The organism is Streptomyces sp. CA-135486, from assembly GCF_050936555.1.
GTDB lineage: Bacteria > Actinomycetota > Actinomycetes > Streptomycetales > Streptomycetaceae > Streptomyces.
In genome coordinates, this window is record NZ_JBNJMM010000002.1 from 262,811 (window position 1) to 279,562 (window position 16,752).

At 68.4% G+C, this 16,752-nt stretch carries 12 protein-coding genes and 1 tRNA gene; 5 read left to right on the plus strand and 8 right to left on the minus strand.

All coding sequences use genetic code 11. The features are described 5' to 3' along the window. Nucleotides 1-19: 19 nt before the first annotated feature. Nucleotides 20-4,390 (minus strand): tetratricopeptide repeat protein, encoded by a 4,371-nt coding sequence (locus tag ACQEVG_RS20270; protein ID WP_432985963.1) that lies wholly within the window; start codon nucleotides 4,388-4,390, stop codon nucleotides 20-22. Nucleotides 4,391-4,606: 216 nt separating this feature from the next. Continuing rightward, nucleotides 4,607-5,905 carry an SCO2400 family protein gene (locus ACQEVG_RS20275; protein WP_432985965.1) on the minus strand — a complete coding sequence of 433 codons (1,299 nt, stop codon included), beginning with the start codon at nucleotides 5,903-5,905 and terminating at the stop codon, nucleotides 4,607-4,609. 213 nt (nucleotides 5,906-6,118) lie between these two features. On the opposite strand from ACQEVG_RS20275, the gene ACQEVG_RS20280 reads away from it, so the two are divergent. The 3 genes from ACQEVG_RS20280 to ACQEVG_RS20290 all read left to right on the plus strand — a co-directional run bounded on the left by ACQEVG_RS20280 (nucleotide 6,119) and on the right by ACQEVG_RS20290 (nucleotide 8,948). Next, the gene (locus ACQEVG_RS20280; protein WP_432985967.1) at nucleotides 6,119-6,721 is read left to right on the plus strand and encodes a YcxB family protein; all 603 of its coding nucleotides are present in this window, start codon (nucleotides 6,119-6,121) and stop codon (nucleotides 6,719-6,721) included. Nucleotides 6,722-7,115: 394 nt separating this feature from the next. Next, entirely contained in the window at nucleotides 7,116-8,336 is a 1,221-nt protein-coding gene (locus ACQEVG_RS20285; RefSeq protein WP_432985969.1) for an FG-GAP-like repeat-containing protein, read from the plus strand. Between the two features lie 255 nt (nucleotides 8,337-8,591). Continuing rightward, nucleotides 8,592-8,948, plus strand: coding sequence for a hypothetical protein (locus tag ACQEVG_RS20290; RefSeq protein ID WP_432985971.1), 357 nt, complete (start codon nucleotides 8,592-8,594; stop codon nucleotides 8,946-8,948). A gap of 8 nt (nucleotides 8,949-8,956) precedes the next feature. Here the strand turns inward: ACQEVG_RS20290 and ACQEVG_RS20295 are convergent, their stop codons facing one another. The 3 genes from ACQEVG_RS20295 to ACQEVG_RS20305 all read right to left on the minus strand — a co-directional run bounded on the left by ACQEVG_RS20295 (nucleotide 8,957) and on the right by ACQEVG_RS20305 (nucleotide 10,272). Next, a complete protein-coding gene (locus ACQEVG_RS20295; protein WP_432984312.1) occupies nucleotides 8,957-9,532 on the minus strand; it encodes an IS630 family transposase in 576 nt (191 codons plus the stop codon). Further along, a complete protein-coding gene (locus tag ACQEVG_RS20300) occupies nucleotides 9,529-10,080 on the minus strand; it encodes a winged helix-turn-helix domain-containing protein (RefSeq protein ID WP_432984315.1) in 552 nt (183 codons plus the stop codon). The genes ACQEVG_RS20295 and ACQEVG_RS20300 overlap by 4 nt, the downstream gene beginning before the upstream one ends. Nucleotides 10,081-10,198: 118 nt before the next feature. Further along, nucleotides 10,199-10,272 (minus strand) — tRNA-Gly (locus ACQEVG_RS20305). Nucleotides 10,273-10,789: 517 nt separating this feature from the next. On the opposite strand from ACQEVG_RS20305, the gene dcd reads away from it, so the two are divergent. Both dcd and ACQEVG_RS20315 read left to right on the plus strand, forming a co-directional pair. After that, nucleotides 10,790-11,365, plus strand: coding sequence for a dCTP deaminase (gene dcd, locus ACQEVG_RS20310; protein WP_404725304.1), 576 nt, complete (start codon nucleotides 10,790-10,792; stop codon nucleotides 11,363-11,365). A gap of 3 nt (nucleotides 11,366-11,368) precedes the next feature. Beyond that, on the plus strand, nucleotides 11,369-11,878 hold the full coding sequence (locus tag ACQEVG_RS20315) for a phosphoribosyltransferase (protein ID WP_432985974.1): 510 nt from the start codon (nucleotides 11,369-11,371) through the stop codon (nucleotides 11,876-11,878). A 76-nt stretch (nucleotides 11,879-11,954) separates the two neighbouring features. On the opposite strand, the gene ACQEVG_RS20320 is transcribed toward ACQEVG_RS20315, so the two are convergent. The 3 genes from ACQEVG_RS20320 to ACQEVG_RS20330 all read right to left on the minus strand — a co-directional run bounded on the left by ACQEVG_RS20320 (nucleotide 11,955) and on the right by ACQEVG_RS20330 (nucleotide 16,627). Next, the gene (locus ACQEVG_RS20320; protein ID WP_432985976.1) at nucleotides 11,955-12,857 is read right to left on the minus strand and encodes a Yip1 family protein; all 903 of its coding nucleotides are present in this window, start codon (nucleotides 12,855-12,857) and stop codon (nucleotides 11,955-11,957) included. A gap of 120 nt (nucleotides 12,858-12,977) precedes the next feature. Then, nucleotides 12,978-14,075 carry an FG-GAP repeat domain-containing protein gene (locus ACQEVG_RS20325; protein ID WP_432985978.1) on the minus strand — a complete coding sequence of 366 codons (1,098 nt, stop codon included), beginning with the start codon at nucleotides 14,073-14,075 and terminating at the stop codon, nucleotides 12,978-12,980. A gap of 284 nt (nucleotides 14,076-14,359) precedes the next feature. Next, nucleotides 14,360-16,627, minus strand: a complete 2,268-nt coding sequence (locus tag ACQEVG_RS20330; protein WP_432985980.1) for a heterodisulfide reductase-related iron-sulfur binding cluster — start codon at nucleotides 16,625-16,627, stop codon at nucleotides 14,360-14,362. Between the last annotated feature and the right edge of the window lie 125 nt (nucleotides 16,628-16,752).

Below are 16,752 nucleotides of genomic sequence, written 5' to 3' on the forward strand. Positions count from 1 at the left end.
ATCATTTCGTGAGCAGGTTCTATGCCTGATCTGCGCCCGTGGAGTCGCCATGGTTGGGTGATCGCTCGTCTTCTGCGGGCTCGGCCGGAGGTTGCGTGGCTTCCATGACTGCTACCACTGCATCGTCCGGCAGTAGATCGCTGAGAACGGCATGGAAGGCATCATCGCCGAGGAGAGCCCTCTGTCGGTCGAGCCAGTAGAGAGCCGTGGTGGTCGGAATTCCGATCTCCAGTTGAAGCTCCAGCGTCTGCAGCATGTAAGACACGCCTTCTGTAAGGCGCTGCTGTGCAGTACGGAGTACGCCCAGCTGACCGAGGCTGGTGGCGATGCCGGAGCGGTCGCCCAGCTCCTTCAGGATGGCGAGGGATGCCCGGTAGTGCTCCTCGGCCTGCGCGTACTCCCCCCGGTGCTCCGCGACCCTGCCCAGCTGGTGGTAGCTGCTGGAGATGCCGGAGCGTTCGCCCAGCTCCTCCCTGATGGCGAGGGAGGCCTGGTAGTGCTCCTCGGCCTGCGCGTACTCCCCCCGGAGCTGCGCGATCATGCCCAGTTGGTGGTAGCTGGTGGCGATGCTGGCGCGGTCGCCCAGCTCCTCCAGGATGGCGAGGGATGCCCGGTAGCGCTCCTCGGCCTGCGCGTACTCCCCCCGGTGCTGCGCGATCATGCCCAGTTGGTGGTAGCTGGTGGCGATGCCGGAGCGGTTGCCCAGCTCCTCCTCGATGTCGAGGGATGCCCGGTAGTGCTCCTCGGCCTGCGCGTCCTCCCCCCGGTACTGCGCGATCATGCCCAGCTGGTGGTAGCTGCTGGCGATGCCGGAGCGGTTGCCCAGCTCCTCCAGGATGGCGAGGGAGGCCCGGTAGTGCTCTTCGGCCTGCGCATACTCCCCCCGTTCCTGCGCGATCATGCCCAGTTGGTGGTAGCTGCTGGCGATGCCGGAGCGGTTGCCCAGCTCCTCCTCGATGGCGAGGGAGGCCCGGTAGTACTCCTCGGCCTCCGCGTACTTCCCCCGGCGCTGCACGATCGTGCCCAGCTCATGGATGTAGGCGGCGGCAGGGTGGGAGCGGGCGGGGTACCAGGTGAGCGCCTCCTCGCACAGGCGTTGTTCCCAGTCCCAGGCTCCCCAGGTGCGCAGCTGCGTGCAGACGCGCCGGGTGACAGTGTCGGCTTCATCGAGGTCGCCGGCCTGGTGACGGTGGTGGCGGACTTCGATGAGCTGGGTGATGTCGTCGGCGGGGGTCTGGGGCCAAACGTTGACGCGCCACTGCCAGTAGGAGGCGGCCCGACGGTGAGCGGCGTTGAGAGTGTCGGGCCGGGCGCGTCGTTGGAGGGCGTCGGCGGTCCAGCGATGCACCATCAAGCCGCTCGGCTGACTACCCGGTTCGTCTTGTGGCGCGGGGGCCGGCGAGACCAGCCCGAGCTCCATGAGCAGGTTCAGGGCCTTGCCGCCATGGTCGTCCAGTTCGACCGGAGGCCGTCGGATCTCCTGCCAGTCTCGCGCGGCCTGGGTTATCGTCGCGGGCGCAAGGCCATAACCGTCCTCCGGCCGAGCCCCCGCCGCGACGGCCTCGGCGATCTGCGTATTCACCGTTTGGAGGCGCTGCATGAGTACGGGGTCGGGGTCGGGCGCTGCGGTGAGATGTGACATCTGCCAGGCAGCCCCCGTGCGGTCTACCGGGGTGCGGTAGACGGCCAGGCCGTCCAGGAGCAGCCGCGCCCCGGACACCTCATCGAGCTGATCGAGGAGAGTGTCGAGAAGGACGTCGTCCACAGCGAGGGTGACGGTCTCGGCCAGCGCCATGTCCAAATCACCCTCCACGCCTGCCAGCCAGCGCTCTGGATCACGAATGCCGCGGTGCTCCAGTGCGGTTTCCATGCGGTCGGCGATGTCGGGGAAGCGGGCCGGGCCGCCGCGTAGCAGGGCGTCGAGGTATTCCAGGGCGCGTGGGTGGCCCCCGACGTCGGTGTAGGCACGGTGCTGGTCGGCCGGCCTCAGAGCGCCCAAACCGGGCAGTCGCCAGATCAGTTTGCGGCTCTCCGCGAGTGACAGCGGGCCCAGGTGATGGGTGGTCAGCCGCTTGTGGGCGCGCTGGGGGAGGCTGAAGGGGTAGCGGCTGGTGATGAGCAGTCGCGTTCTCGGGCTTGCCGCCGTCCACGCGGCCAGGAGATCCGCCAGCGCCGGGTCGTACAGCTGCCGGCCGTCACCGGAACGCGTCAGGAGGTCTTCGGCGTTGTCCAGGATCAGCAGGACCGTGAGCCTTGGCAGCACGAGCTGGCGGATCAGTTCCCAGCGGTCCCGCCAGGGCGAGCTGGCGTCCGTCAGCGCCACCGCGACGCGTCGGAGCTGGTCATTCTCCGACAGATCCTCGGCCAGGCAGTATGCGGTCAGGCGTTGCCGCAGTGTCTCCAGGAGGGCGTCGACGGTGCGGGTCGTGGTGGCCGAGACCGGTACCACGAGCCGGTCCTGGGAGCCGTAGTGGTGCAGAAGCTCAGCGGCGAGAGTGGACTTGCCGACGCCGCCGATACCGTGTACCAGCACTCCGGCCCGGCCGGGATCGCGCAGGGCGGCCAGTAGCCGACGCAGCTCGGCGCGGCGACCGACGAATTCGCCGACCTTGCGCACCACCATGCCCTCATCCAGCACCGCCTCACGTACAGCCCGCACCTGACCGGCACCATGGGCGCGGTCGAACAGCGGCAGCGGCGGCCCTGCCAGGAACAGCGCCGGGGTCGCCCACTCCGGCCACACGGCGCGTGGGTCACGCTCGGGCAGTTGCCGACGTCGGGTTTCCAGAGTGCGGCGGGCTTGGGACAGAGCGGTCAGCGGGTCCGGGTGCTCGGCCCGCGCCAGCTCCTCGTACGCTGCCGCGGTCAGCTCGGTGGCGTAGTGGTCCGTGACGGCTTCGGTCATCGCCAGTACCGCCGGCACCCCGCGAGCCAGCAACTCCCGGGCCAGACCGGCCCGCGCCCGCCCCTCCGCGCTGACGTCAGCCTCACCGGAGCCCTCGGTGCTGTTCTCGTCCGGGTCCCCGTTCTCGTCCGGATCCCCGTTCTCTTCCACGTCACGGAACGCAGGCGTGAGGGCGGTGGAGCAGCCGGCCAGCACCACCAAAGGAACGCCCCGCCCGGTCGGCATTCCTTCTGCCATGAACCGCTGCGCGTCCACCCGGTCTGCCCGGCCCCGCTCGTCCTCGAGCAACAACGTGCCCGGCCCGGCGTGACAGGACAGGTGCAGCACATGGAAACGCTCCTGCTCCAGGGCAGCGCGAATCTCGCTCAGACTGCCCCAGTTCAGCACCCGCACATACGCGCCGTGCCCGGACCGCGCCGGGTCGACCGCATCCAGGATCCGGCCCAGTTCCCGCTCATAGTCGAGCAGTTCACCCCCGCCGGACTCCGGGCTCGCCACCACCGCCAGAATCCGTAACGGGCCCGGCACCTGCACCGCCACCGGCGGACTCTCCCGCCGCACCGTGCGGTACAACTGCACCTGCTCCGACAGCACTAACGGCTGCCCTGCGCCAGGGACAACCAGCGTCTCCCACGGCAGATCCACCCACCGCGGGTCGTCCACCATCAATCCCATCCGGAACGGTGCATGACGTGCTTCGGCGGCCGCGACTTCCCTCGTCAGGGCCGTGGCCAACGCACCGCCCACAAACCTCTCACCCAACGCATCGCCGACGGCGGTCAGCGCCCCCGCCACACCACCGGGAGCGACCACTTCACCCATCGGGAGCGGCTGCCGAGTGGCCAACCCGCCGTCAGCCCGCGCACGAGCTCGCCGCAGCATCCACAAATGCTGCTCCAGACCGCGATCCACACCGTGCGGCGTGCGGGACACCTCCGAGCCGGCGGTGGAGAACACAACCGATCCCGTGCTGACCTGTAACTCCGCGTACACCGGCCCGTCCGGCCGGTAGGCGATCCCGTCGGGGATGACCAGCGCCCCGCCCCGCGCAGGACGCTCACCCGTCGGCAACCCCCGTACCGCCCGCTCCAGTTGCCGCACCAGTTTCTCGTACTGCGCGGGAGAAGCCACGTGGCGGAAGTCGAAATACAGCCGCGAAGCTATGAACGGCGGCAGCTCCGTCTCGCCGAGCAGCACCGGGATCACCTGTTGCCGTCCCGCCACCGTGGCCGTCACGGCCGCCGCGAACTCCTCACCACACCACCCGGACGCCTTCCAATGCGGACTGACAACAGCGACCAGTGCATCAGCGCGCGCCAGTCCGTCCTCGAGCCGCGTCGCCACCCGCCGGCCACCGACCAGCTCCCACTGATCCAGAAACACCTCAAGGCCCAGCCGATGCAGGTTCCCCGCCAACGCCGTGGCCCACGGCCCATCCTCATGCGCATACGACACAAACGCATCGAATCGCCCGACTTCAGCCACGCTGCACCCCCGAACAACTCAATCCCGGCACCCAACGCCCCGACAGCCGGCACCAAGGAGTACCAAACGCTAGAGCACCCGGCGGACCGCTATGGCCGTAACGGCGCAATCGCCCCATACGCGTTGCAGGAGGCCGCTCGACGCGCTGAGCGGCCCAGGCGCGGATGGGTCTCCGTCAGTGCCTGTAGACGGCGGCGTGCGACGGGAACGAGGCGATCAGCCGATGCACACACCGATCAGGCACACCTGCGTCGGTGCTGTCGGAGCGCCCGCCGACGTTGTCGGCAGAAGGTTCAGGGCCGATGTGCCGGCGCCGGGGCCTTGGGTGGCAGCGGGCGCGGTCGTCTCCGGGGTTGAGGCTGGGGCTGGGGCGTCGGCGTTGCCAACGTGCGTCCCCTGGGCCGGCTCGGCTGTGGTGTGCGGCGCTGACCTCGGGGCTGCGGGGGCTGGGGCCGAGGCGGCGGATGTCGGCTGCCGGTTCGTCGTCGCAGCGGGAGGCGTGGCGGCGGTGGTGCTCTGCTGCCGGTCGGTTGTCGTGGGTGGGCGAGTGCGGGGATGCCGCGAAACCGGGGTGTCCGGTTGCTCCGACGCCGAGTCGGTGGTCACTGCGCCGGGAGTGGCCGCGGTCACCGGCTCCGGCGGTGCGGCTGCCTGTGTGTGACTGTTGGAAGGCCTGGTGGTCGGCAGGGCAGCTACGGTCAGGCCGCCACCGACAAGGGCAACGGCCGTTGCGGCCACGGCCCGACGCTTGTTCTTCTTCCAACGTGCCAGCTGCCGACGCCGAGCCGCCCGGCCCTGCCCGGTGGAGGCGGTTCCTTCGTGGCCGCTGGACGAACCAGTACCCGATGCATCCGCCATCGCGTCCACGGATGCGCCGCTACCGATCGGTGCGGTGTCGGTGTGATGAGTGCCGGGGTAGGACCCCGGAGCGGGGACCTCCTCCGCGCGCCATGCCTGCCTTGTCGTTGCGGTGGAGGCGAACTCGCCGTGGAGGCGAGGGGCCGGCGGGGCAATGTCGGGAGCGTATGCGCCGCACCCTGGACACACGAGCGCCCCATTGAGATTACGGCGGCACGCGGAGCAGTAGTCCATCTGCGATCTTTCTGTGCTGACTGCGCCGCCAGGGACGCCGGCGACCTGTTTCAAGTTCGCACGCGGGATCGAGCGGCCAGTAACGCTACTGGCGCCTGCCGAAGGTGATGCGCAGCCCTTGTGATGCTGCTGCAAAGATCTACTGGCGGTCGTGCCTCGTACTCCCGGACATGTCGTCACGAATGCCGGGATGCGAGGCAGGGCTCCGCGGCGCGCCGCCGCTACGTAACCGTGTGGCCACTTTTGGCGCCGCCACGGTGGGTGTGCTGCCTGAGCTGCAGCATTGCGTGCTCCTGCTGGAATGTTCGGCCGGACGTCGGCCCCGTCGTTGACCGTGGTTTGCCGACCGATCTGGCACGGGTCTGGCACGACCGTTTGCGTCCGCGGAAATTGTGAGGCGGTTGTGAGGTCACCCCTGGACATTGGGCACCATGGATGAGGCGACCGACCCGCGCAACCCGGCTGGCATCCGCGTGGGAGACGTGTACGAGGACCTGGAGGTAGGGCTTCCCGGCGGCCCCCGAAGCGCCTGGGGCCGCAGGTCTCGCCGAGATTTGAAATCTGGCTGCGGTGGGATGAGTAGCCGTTGATCGCCTACCAGTACGATCCCTTGTCCATCAGCCCTGGGGAGGACGTATGACCGCCGACGTATCCGTGCAGTTCACGTACACGGTGACACTGCGGGAGATATCCGACGGGTTGAAACTTCAGATGCGGCACAGTCCGGTTGGCCGGTGGGGTTATCGCGTCCTGTGGGTCGTGGGCATCTTCCTCGGCCTGGTGATCGCGATCAACGTTGCGGCCAAGGGCATCGACTCCCCTGCCCTGGGGGTATTGCGGTTCACTGTGACCGTCATCGTCATCATGATCGCGTGCCGCTGGCTGATGGCTCTGGGCTTGCTCGGATACGCCAGACACCTGGGCGAACATCACGTCACGGTCGACCGATCAGGGATCGGCACTGTGACCGAGCGCCATACGAACCACACAGGTTGGGGGTTCTACGGGCGCTGGGTCGAGGGTCGCCGGGTCTTCGTGCTACTCACCCCAGATGTATGGGGCGCCGGAGTGCTGATACTGCCCAAGCGCGGCTTGAGCACGCCGCAGGACACGGAACGCATGCGGGAGTTGCTCGCCGCCGCGCTGATCGACCAGCACTCAGTCCGGGCCGCGCGGAAGAAGGGCTCTGACCAGCCGGAAGAGGGTCCAAGCGGCGCGGAAGTGGTGCGCGGTGCCTAAATCGGTCTAGACAATACAAAGGCATGCATTGGGGGTCATGTCCCTGGCCCGGGCCTTAGTCGTTGGAGCGGGTGACGGGAATCGAACCCGCGCTCTGAGCTTGGGAATCACGGCGGTTCCGGCCGCTTCGGTGTTCTGACCAGGTGGGACGGCCTTATGGCAGGCTGCGCCTCACCTGAGATCGATCCGCTGTGGACCGTGGTTCACCGCTCCGTCTGGTGCCCTTCTGGTGCGCCAGGCGTGCGACAACTGCGGTGCGGTGAGCTCAACGCTGCTCTGCGATCGCCTGGCCTGCGTCGACCAGCAACTATAGAGCCGCAGCAACGTCCCGGGAGCCCCGACGTGTTGACGGGATAAGGTGCCGTCGCACATCAATGGGAGGGGACCCAAACACATGCAGAACCGTTTCATGCGGGGGGTGGCGACGCTGGCCGGCCTCGTGCTCGCCGGCACCGGCCTGGCTACCGTGAACGCCGCTCCGGCTGCCGCGAGCGCGTACGACTGCCCGGCGGGCTACTGGTGCGGCTGGTCGGGCGAGAGCGCGACCGGACAGATGTACAAGACGAACAAGAGCGTCGCGGACCTGGGCAGCTGGGACAACAAGATCCGCTCGAACGTCAACCGGACAACGTCGATCGCCTGCGTCTACGAGGACAAGAACTACGTGCCGTGGGGCGGCTACTTCCCCGAAGATCCGGCCGGCCCCGGCGAATACAGTTCGTCCCCGACCGCGACGACCAGCTCGGTCAAGTTCGTCCGCACCGCGCGCGAGTGCAGCCAGCCCGCCTACCCGAGCTGGTACTCCGAGACGTCGCCCAAGGCCTTGGGCTTCGGTGACATGAACGGCGACCGCAAGGCCGACGTGATCACCCGCGACAAGGCCGGACGGCTGTGGTTCACTCCGGGCGACGGCACTGGCCGGCTCATCGGCACGGGCGGCTGGAACGTCATGAACGCCCTCACCCGGCACGGCGACTTCAGCCGTGACGGCCGCGAGGACGTCATTGCCCGCGAGGCATCGACCGGCAAGCTGTGGCTCTACCCCGGCACCTCCACCGGCACGCTCGGTGGGCGCAAGCTGATCGGCACGGGCGGCTGGAACGGCATGCGCAACATCACAGCCTTCGGCGACCTGACCGGTGACGCCCGCTCCGACCTGATCGCGGTCGAGCAGGCCACGGGCAGGCTGTACCTGTACCCCGGCACCTCCACCGGCACGCTCGGTGGGCGCAAGCTCATCGGCGCCAGTGGCTGGAACGTCATGAACGCGCTCGTCGGCGTGGGCGACATGAACGGTGACGGCCGCTCCGACCTCTACGCTCGCGAGGCGGCCACCGGCAAGCTGTGGCTCTACCCCGGCCGCTCCGCCGCGCTCGGCGGGCGCGTCCTGGTCGGCTCGGGCGGCTGGAACGCCATGGCCAACCTCATTGCGCCCGGCGACTTCTCCGGCGACGGGCGTCCCGATCTCGCCGCCGTGTCCAACGACAAGTACGTCATCGACGGCTACCCGGGCCACCTCGGCTGGCTGGTCACCTACCGGGGGCTGGGCAACGGCCTCCTGGCGGGCGGCGAGCGGACCGACGGCGAGTGGTGGGGCCTCAACGGCTTCTGCTAGGCCCGGTGCTCAGCTGAGCCAGTTTGCATGAGACCGGGCCAGCGATCTTGAAATCCGTCGTGGCAGCGATGTCACCGTGGGCTCAAATCCCACATCACCGCATGTGAACGGCCCTTGACCAGCCATCTCGGTCAGGGGCCGTCAGCATGTCCTGGTTGAGTCCCCTATAGGGCATTATCGCCGCCTACTACGCGGCTGCAGCCCCCTCCCTCGCAAGCGCCCGGCTGGCAACCGCCGAGTGCTGAAATAGGAACCATGAAGCTCAGCTCCGAGACGAGGGCCCGCCTGCTGGATCGCCTGGCCCTGCACCAGGATCGCCATCGGGACCAACCGCAGGTTCAGCAGCTGCAGTCATCCGACTCCGGCCGTGGAGAATCGGACGAAACGGTTCTGGAGATCACCGTCGAGGTATCGCCGACGGATGCCGCGCACCAGACGTGGCTGATCACCTTGGATTTCAGTGAGGACGCACCGAACCTGCTCATCGGCGATCCGACCGATGAATGCGTGCAGACAGCAGCACTCGTCATCCGCGCCAACATCGACGAATGGTGGGCGACCAAAGACCGCGAGCCTGTCACGGCGGCCATGGGACGCAGGCTGCACTACTGATCTTTTCGTTAGTTCTGTGGGGTTGGTGGGTGGATGGTGAGGCCGGTGTGGGTGAGGAAGGACCAGGGCAGTTGCGGGTTGTGGTTGATGCGGTGGATGCCTTGCTCGGTGGCGTCGGCGACATCGGCGAGGTGGTCGCCGGCGAGGTTGGCGAGCTCGCGCTTCTTGAGGGATGACCACAGCAGCTCCACCGGATTGAGCTCGGGCGCGTAGGCGGGTAATCGCTCCAGGGTCAGCCAGTCCTGTTCGGCGACCCAGGCACGCATGGCACGGCTCCAGTGGGCGGACAGCCCGTCCCAGACCAGCACCACCCGTTCCCCGGCGTAGAACACTTTGACCTGTTCCAGCACCTCGATCAGGGCGGTGGTGTCGTAACTGCCCGGCTTGAGATGGAAGCACAACCGCGGACCACGGTCGGGGTCGGGGGCGTGGTAACCGAGGGCTGCGGCCATCGAGGCGCGTTTCCAGTTCAGCCGGTGCCGCAGTGTCGGGGTGCGGCCGCGGGGCGCGTAGGTGCGGCGGACCTGGGGCAGCAGGGACACCCCCGATTCGTCGAGGAACACGATCCAGGCACGTGTGTTCACCGCCCCCTTTTGATGCGCGGCCACTCGTGCGCGATCCAGCGGGCGATCTCGGACTCGTTCCGCTCGAGGGCCCGACGCTCCGGGCGCTGCAGACTCCACCCCATCCGACCGGTCAGCAGCCGCCACACCGACGCCCGCGACAACGACACCCCTGTCAGCCGCTCGACGACCAGGCCCACCCGCTCCAACGTCCACAGATCGGCCTCGAAGCCATGTGCCTGGGCGCCTCGCTCCAGCGCGGCCCGCACCTCATCGACCTGGGCGTCGTCCAGCTTGGGCGGACGACCCGTGGCCGGACGCCGGCGCAAGGCATCAGCGCCGCCCTCCTCCCATACCCGCTTCCACCGCCGCACGCTCTCGCCGCTGACCTCCAGCATCCGTGCGATCTCAGTACTCGTGCGTCCCTGCCCGAACAACTCGGCCGCCCGCACACGCCGAGCCTCGGCCAACTGCGGCCGCGTCAAAGGAGGAACGACAGACTCGGAGGCAACAAACGAAGGCTTGAAAGACACCACAACAGGGTCCCACCAACACCCCGTCACACGCACAGAACTTACGAAAAGATCAGTAGTAGGTGGTGCGGAAGTGGTGCGCGACGCCTGAATCGGTCTGGACAGCGCAAAGGCCCGGGTTGGGGATCATGTCCCTGACCTGGGCCTTGTCTTTTGGAGCGGGTGACGGGAATCGAACCCGCGCTCTGAGCTTGGGAAGCTCATGTTCTACCATTAAACTACACCCGCGAGGCGTACCGGTGATCGGCCCGCACCGTCGCACACTGTACCCCATTGCTGGCCCCCAGTGTATTTCGCCGCGGCGCCTTCGTGCCGTCCAGGCCGCCGGTCCGGGCACCGGTCCCGCCGCTCCTTCGGGGCTCCGATGTGGCTGCGGGGCGCGGGAGTTGAGGCGTACCTTTGACTCGCCGAGTGAGCCACGGAGTGCCGCGTGCAGCCCCGTCCCATAGATCCCCTAATGTGGTCCTTCGTCCGGATTTCTCTGGGGAAGGGACCCGATGGACTTGATGGAGCGCACCGTCGTCCGCTGTGCCGAGGGGCACGTCTTCACTACCGCTTCGTTCCCGATGCAGCAGCTCGGCGCCGATCGGATCGGGCCAGGGCGGCTCATCCGATGTCCGCGTTGTGCGCGGCTGCGGAATGTGCTGCCCGTGGAGTCCGCCAAGCGGTGACCGAGCGGCACGGGAGGGGGCGCGTGGGGCTGTCCGATTGGGGCGGGCCCGCGCGCTCTGCGTATCCTCGGGGCGTGCTTCTCTCAGACAAGGACATCCGGGCCGAGATCGACGCCGGGCGAGTGCGTATCGACCCGTACGACGAATCCATGGTGCAGCCCTCGAGCATCGATGTGCGGCTGGACCGCTACTTCCGGGTGTTCGAGAACCACCGCTATCCGCACATCGACCCCGCCGTCGAGCAGTCGGATCTGACGCGGCTCGTCGAGCCCGACGGCGATGAGCCCTTCATCCTGCACCCCGGGGAGTTCGTGCTCGCCTCGACGTACGAGGTCATCACGCTGCCCGACGATCTGGCGTCGAGGCTGGAGGGGAAGAGTTCCCTCGGGCGGCTCGGGCTCGTCACGCACTCGACCGCCGGGTTCATCGACCCCGGGTTCTCGGGGCACGTCACCCTCGAGCTGTCGAATCTCGCGACGCTGCCCATCAAGCTCTGGCCGGGCATGAAGATCGGTCAGCTGTGCATGTTCCGGCTGAGCTCCCCGGCCGAATTCCCGTACGGGAGCGAGCGCTACGGCTCCCGCTACCAGGGACAGCGCGGACCCACCGCCTCGCGCTCGTTCCAGAACTTCCATCGGACGCAGGTGTGAGCCGTGTCTGAGGTGCGGGAGAACCTGACGTACGAGACGTTCGGCGGCGCGATCCGCGAGCTCGCGCAGGTCATCGCCGACGACGGCTACGAGCCGGACATCGTTCTCTCCATCGCGCGGGGAGGCGTGTTCGTTGCCGGCGGTCTTGCGTACGCGCTCGACTGCAAGAACATCCACCTCGTGAACATCGAGTTCTACACGGGGGTCGGTACGACGCTCGACATGCCCGTCATGCTCGCGCCCGTGCCGAACGCGATTGATTTCTCGGACAAGAAAGTCCTCATCGCCGACGACGTCGCCGACACCGGCAAGACACTCAAGCTCGTGCACGACTTCTGCGTCGACCATGTCGCCGAGGTGCGCAGCGCCGTCATCTACGAGAAGTCGCACAGCCTCGTGAAGTGCGAGTACGTGTGGAAGCGCACCGACGAGTGGATCAACTTCCCGTGGAGCGTGTTGCCTCCGGTACGTAAGTCTGGCGAGCCGGTCACGCCCTCCAAGGAGGCGCTGTAGTCCCGGACGCCTGCGCGTCCCTCCGGTGAAAGAGGGCCCCACCGGCTGGTGGGGCCTCTTCCGCGTTCGTACCGCGCTAGATCGTGCCCAGCTTGATGATCGACAGCAGCGCGATCAGCTGGATCGACGACGCCGCCAGCGCCTTGGGCCACGGCAGGTCGTGCGACTTGCTCACCATCGAGGTGAACAGCGCCCCCGCCGCCAGCCACGTCGCCCAGCCCAGGAGCTGGACCAGGGAGTTCTCGCCGCCCAGGAACAGGGCGAAGACCAGGCGCGGGGCGTCGGTTATCGACATGATCAGCATCGACAGGCCGACCGTCGGCTGCCAGGCGCCGTCGCCGCCCAGTTGGCGGGCCAGGGTGTGGGTCACGGCGCCCAGGATCAGGCCGCCGACGACGAACGCGACCGCCGTGGTCAGGACGTACGGGATGGCCGCGGAGATCGTCGCGTTGATCGTCTCCTCGCGGGCCTTGTCGAAGCCGAAGAGCGCGAGCAGGCCGTAGAGGAACGTGACGATCAGCGCCGGACCCCACACGGGGTAGTCGCGCATCTGCCAGAACGTCGGGCCCGGGCGCAGCACGATGCCGCTCAGCAGCTGCTTCCAGTGCAGGCGGGGGCCCGCGGGTGCGGCCGGGGCCGTGCCCGCGCGGTAGGTTGCGCCGTCGCCGTACGGGTCCTCGTTGATGCTGAACGCCTGGGTGTGGCCAGGGTTGTTGGCGTACGGGTCGATGTGCGGGGCGGGTCCGCCCTGGTGCTGCTGGTACGGGTCGCCGAAGTACTCCGGTTCGCCGTACGGGCCCTGGGGGCGCTGCTGGTGGTGCTGAGGGCCGCCGGCCTGGGGCCACTGCGGCGGCGGCTGCTGTTGCCCGTACGGCGGCGCCGCATGGCCGCCCCCGCCTCTGTAGGGCGGCGGTGCCTGCTGCGGTTGCTGCTGCTGCGTGCGGTTGTCCCGGCCGCGTCCGATCCTGAATCCAGCCACGTAATTGAACGTACCTGGTCCCGGAGAGTGAGGGTGCCGGAGCGGGGGAACCCGGCAGCCTTTGCTGCCGACCTGTGACATCCCCTAGGGGGCCCGCCCCAGGGACCCTCAGGGGTGGCGTCAGCGCAGGAAGACCGAGCTGCTGAAGGTGAGCAGCGGGCGGCTCCTCGTGGTGGCCGGGTACAGCGCCAGCACATCCGCGCGCTCGCCCCTGTGCGTACGAGTCACCAGGTCGGGGCGTTTGTCGCCGTCGAAGTCCGCGTACTGGAGTACGTCCGTGGTGGGCGTCGTCTCGCCCGACGGGAGCGCGGGCGCCGGCGGCGTCTGTACGGCGTCGAAGACGTAGCGGCCGCCCGCGCGACCGGGGCCGTCCGGGCCGCCCAGCAGCAGGGTTCCCTTGGCCGATGCGCCCGGCTTCGGGGTGCGGGCGGAGACCACCAGGTCGTCGTAACCGTCGCCGTTCGCGTCGGGCTTCGGGGACGGGGCCGACAGGGCCGGGCCGCCGCCCGGGACGGGGGCCGTGGCGGCGCGCGGGGCGCCGGTGCGGGTGAAGGGGCCGCGCAGGAAGCTGACCCGGCCCGCGGAGGCGGTGACGGCGAGGTCTGTCGAGCCGTCGCCGTCGAAGTCGCCGCAGACGGGGTGGTCGGGCCAGTCGTTGCCGTAGCGGGCCTTCTCGGGGATGCGCAGGACGACCGCCTTGCCGCCCAGGCCGGACGGGGAGCCGAAGAGCAGCTGGAGCGGTACGGGGGGCCGGCCGATGCCGTTGTAGGGCGGGTCGGTGGCCACGATCAGATCGGAGAAGCCGTCCTTGTCGAGGTCGCAGGCGGCCGCCGCGTCGAAGGCGGCAGGGAGGGTGCCGTCGACCGGGGCGGCGTTGGCCCGCGGGGTGAGGAGGCGGCGTACGGCCGGGTCGAGGGCGCGGGGGCTCCCGGTGCCGTAGACGACGCCGATGCCCGCGTCGTCGCCGTGGGTGTCCCGGGGTGCCTTGACCAGGTCGTTCACCACGAGGTCGCGGTGGCCGTCGCCGTTGAAGTCGGCAGGCACGCGGCTGCCCTTGCCGCGGGGGACGGGCAGGGCGGTGGCCCGGCCGGACAGCGGGGCGATGTCGCCGTTCTTGGCGGCGGGCCGGTCGTCGGGTGCGGGGTGGCTCGTGCAGCCCGCGAGCAGCACCACGCAGGCGCCGGCCACGCCGATGGCCACCGCTGCCGTCGCCCTCATCCGTATCCGCCCTGTCCGCCGTGTCCGCACTACCCGTCCCGTCCGTCTCGCCCGTGCTCCGTCTGCTCAGTCGCCCCTCGATGCTCGTCCGGCAGTCCCGGCAGGGCAATGGATCCGGCGCAATCGCTGGCCAATGGTTATTCGGGGGATCGCCTTCCGTGCCCCGCCCCGCCGAGCAGTGCACCCGTAGAGAGCACTGCGTGCGCGCCCTTCGCACCGGCGGCAGACGAAGACGGCCGGACCTGCCCCCGAGGCAGATCCGGCCGCTTCCGCGTACGTACGGACTACTTCACCGGCTCCGGTTCCGGCGCGTCCGCGGGCTCCTCGTCGTCCGCCGGGTCGGCCGGCGTCTTCACCGAGTCGAGCAGCAGCTGCGCGACGTCGACGACCTGGAGCGACTCCTTGGCCTTGCCGTCGTTCTTCTTGCCGTTCACGGAGTCCGTGAGCATGACGAGGCAGAACGGGCAGGCCGTCGAGACGATGTCGGGGTTGAGCGACAGGGCTTCGTCGACCCGCTCGGTGTTGATGCGCTTGCCGATCCGCTCCTCCATCCACATGCGCGCGCCGCCGGCGCCGCAGCAGAAGCCCCGCTCCTTGTGGCGGTGCATCTCCTGCTGACGCAGACCGGGGACGGCCGACATGATCTCGCGCGGCGGCGTGTAGACCTTGTTGTGGCGGCCCAGGTAGCAGGGGTCGTGATACGTGATCAGACCCTCGACCGGCGTGACCGGGATCAGCTTGCCCTCGTCGATGAGGTGTTGCAGCAGCTGCGTGTGGTGGATGACCTCGAACTCGCCGCCCAACTGCGGGTATTCGTTCGCGATCGTGTTGAAGCAGTGCGGGCAGGTCGCGACGATCTTCTTCGCCGACTTCGGCTTCTTCGTGGACTCGTCCTCGTCGTCCTCGCCGAAGGCCATGTTCAGCATGGCCACGTTCTCCTGGCCGAGCTGCTGGAACAGCGGCTCGTTGCCCAGGCGCCGCGGCGAGTCACCGGTGCACTTCTCCTCGCCGCCCATGATCGCGAACTTCACGCCCGCGATGTGCAGCAGCTCCGCGAAGGCCTTGGTGGTCTTCTTGGCCCGGTCCTCCAGCGCGCCCGCGCAGCCGACCCAGTACAGGTAGTCGACCTCGGACAGGTCCTCGACGTCCTTGCCGACGATCGGGACCTCGAAGTCGACCTCCTTGGTCCACTCCACGCGCTGCTTCTTGGCCAGACCCCAGGGGTTGCCCTTCTTCTCCAGGTTCTTGAGCATCGTGCCCGCCTCGGACGGGAACGCGGACTCGATCATCACCTGGTAGCGGCGCATGTCGACGATGTGGTCGATGTGCTCGATGTCGACCGGGCACTGCTCGACGCACGCACCACAAGTGGTGCAGGACCACAGCACGTCCGGGTCGATGACGCCGTTCTCCTCGAGCGTCCCGATCAGCGGGCGCTCGGCCTCCGCGAGGGCCGCCGCCGGGACACCGGCCAGCTGCTCCTCGGACGCCTTCTCCTCGCCCTCCATCGTCTTGCCGCCGCCGGCCAGCAGATACGGGGCCTTGGCGTGCGCGTGGTCACGCAGCGACATGATCAGAAGCTTGGGGGAGAGGGGCTTTCCGGTGTTCCAGGCCGGGCACTGCGACTGGCAGCGACCGCACTCGGTGCACGTGGAGAAGTCGAGGATGCCCTTCCAGGAGAACTGCTCGACCTGGGAGACACCGAAGACGTCGTCCTCGCCCGGGTCCTCGAAGTCGATCTCCTTGCCGCCCGAGGTCATCGGCTGCAGCGCGCCGAGGGCGGTCGACCCGTCCGCGTTGCGCTTGAACCAGATGTTCGGGAAGCCGAGGAAGCGGTGCCAGGCGACACCCATGTTGGTGTTGAGCGCGACCGTGATCGCCCAGATGAACGACGTGCTGATCTTGATCATCGCGACGAAGTAGATCAGCGACTGCAGGGTGGGCACGCTCAGGCCCTTGAAGGCCAGGACCAGGGGATACGAGACGAAGTACGCCGCCTCGTAGTGGTCCACGTGGTGGATCGCGCCCTCGAGACCGCGCAGGGCGAGGATCGCCAGGCCGATCGTGAGGATGATGTACTCGACGAAGTACGCCTGCCAGGCCTTGGAGCCGGCGAAACGCGACTTGCGGCCGGCCCGTGAGGGCAGGTTCAGCAGGCGGATCGCCATCAGGACGACGATGCCGACGACGGTCATCAGGCCGATGAACTCGATGTACAGCTCGAACGGCAGGAAGCCGCCGAGGACTGGCAGCACCCAGTCGGCCTGGAAGAGCTGGCCGAACGCCTGCACAAGCGTCGGTGGCAGAGTGAGGAAGCCGATCGCGACGAACCAGTGGGCAAAGCCCACGATCCCCCACCGGTTCATGCGGGTGTGGCCAAGGAATTCCTTGACCAGGGTGATCGTGCGTGCCTTCGGGTTGTCGGTGCGGCTGCCCGCGGGCACCGGCTGACCGAGCTTCACGAACCGGTAGATCTGCGCGACGGCTCGGGCGATGAGCGCAACGCCGACCACGGTCAGCACCAGCGACACGATGATCGCGGCGAGTTGCATTTCGGGCTCCTCGGGCCTGCGAGGGTGGGCAATCTGTCCAGACTACTAAGCGGTAACTTAGGTAGTCCGTGCTGAGAGTACCCACTTATTCCGCCGCACTGTAGCCGCGCGGCCGGTGATCTGTG